Origin of the sequence: Microcystis sp. M53598_WE2 (genome assembly GCF_030067735.1) — a bacterium.
Taxonomy (GTDB): domain Bacteria; phylum Cyanobacteriota; class Cyanobacteriia; order Cyanobacteriales; family Microcystaceae; genus Microcystis; species Microcystis aeruginosa.
In genome coordinates, this window is the sequence record NZ_JASJFE010000966.1 from 1 (window position 1) to 1,126 (window position 1,126).

The 1,126-nt window shown below is 38.7% G+C and carries 1 protein-coding gene; it reads left to right on the top strand.

Going from position 1 to position 1,126, the window contains the following annotated elements; translation table 11 throughout:
* Positions 1-529: 529 nt before the first annotated feature.
* Positions 530-1,126: O-methyltransferase (locus PX636_RS19805; protein ID WP_502882904.1), on the top strand; the 597-nt coding region annotated here is incomplete at its 3' end.

The following is a 1,126-nucleotide window of genomic DNA, read 5'->3' on the forward strand; positions in this document are numbered from 1 at the left end:
CCAGTAGTTTATTAGTATTACATTGCTTTAACTCAGGCTCTGTAAGACTTTGAGCCATAGCTAGTATATTTATACGGGGGAAGTTCAGTTTTATGATCAATTCATACCAAATCCGTTTTTGATAGTATGATTAACTCCCAATCCAACTTGAAAATCCCAGTTATGGATTGTTTCCCCTGGCTCCGCAGCTCCGGCGCTCCTCCGCGACTGGCTTACTGGGGCGGACTCTATAATAGAGTCCCTGTCAGGTTTTTGTCCATTCTCAATTAACGGTTATTATTGCACTGACTAATTACCTTTACAAGAAGTCGATCATCGGGTAAGATGTACCCAATATGCCCATTGAATCTGGTCTTGAACTGGTCGGTTAATTAAATTGCCCATTATGGGTGACAGGCTGCCGCAGCAGTATTTTGTCAAGATTTAATAGGAAACAACCAGCTAGTAATAGTTTGATCAAGGATGCCAGTTCCCAGTTGGCTTTGACGAAAAAACATGACAGTAAATATTAGTAGTGTAAAGGTTGACAATGTTGAAAAAATTACTTAACCGTATGCAAACCGAACAGGGTAGAAAAAATATTAAATTTGCTCTAGCCAGACAAATATTCAATCCCCTCTTAAGAAATATTGGCTACACCCTAATTACTGACCATTTTTATCAGCCCATACCCAACCGTCAGGAAATTATGACATACGCGGGCAAAGAAAGGCCTCTTAGCTCAATTGAATGGCATCTAGACAAGCAAACTGAACTGGTTAAATATTTACTGGAAAAATATGGTTTGGAATTTAACAATAAAGAGATTTTTTCAGCGTTTGGTTATTCCGAAGATAGTTCTGCTCTCATTAGTGGCGATGCAGAAGTCCTCTATGCTATGGTCAGAGAAAAAAAGCCGTCTCGGATAATTGAAATTGGGTCGGGTGGAAGCACTAAGATTATCGCCGCAGCTTTAAGAATGAATTTTATAGAAAATTCCCAAAAATCACAACTGATCTCGATCGAGCCTTATCCTCAAGATTTTTTAAAAGACTTTGCTAATGTTAGTAAAGATTTTCTAGAATTTAGTTTGCTTACCCAGAAAGTAGAATCCGTAGATTTGTCCGTTTTTGAATCCCTGCAAGCC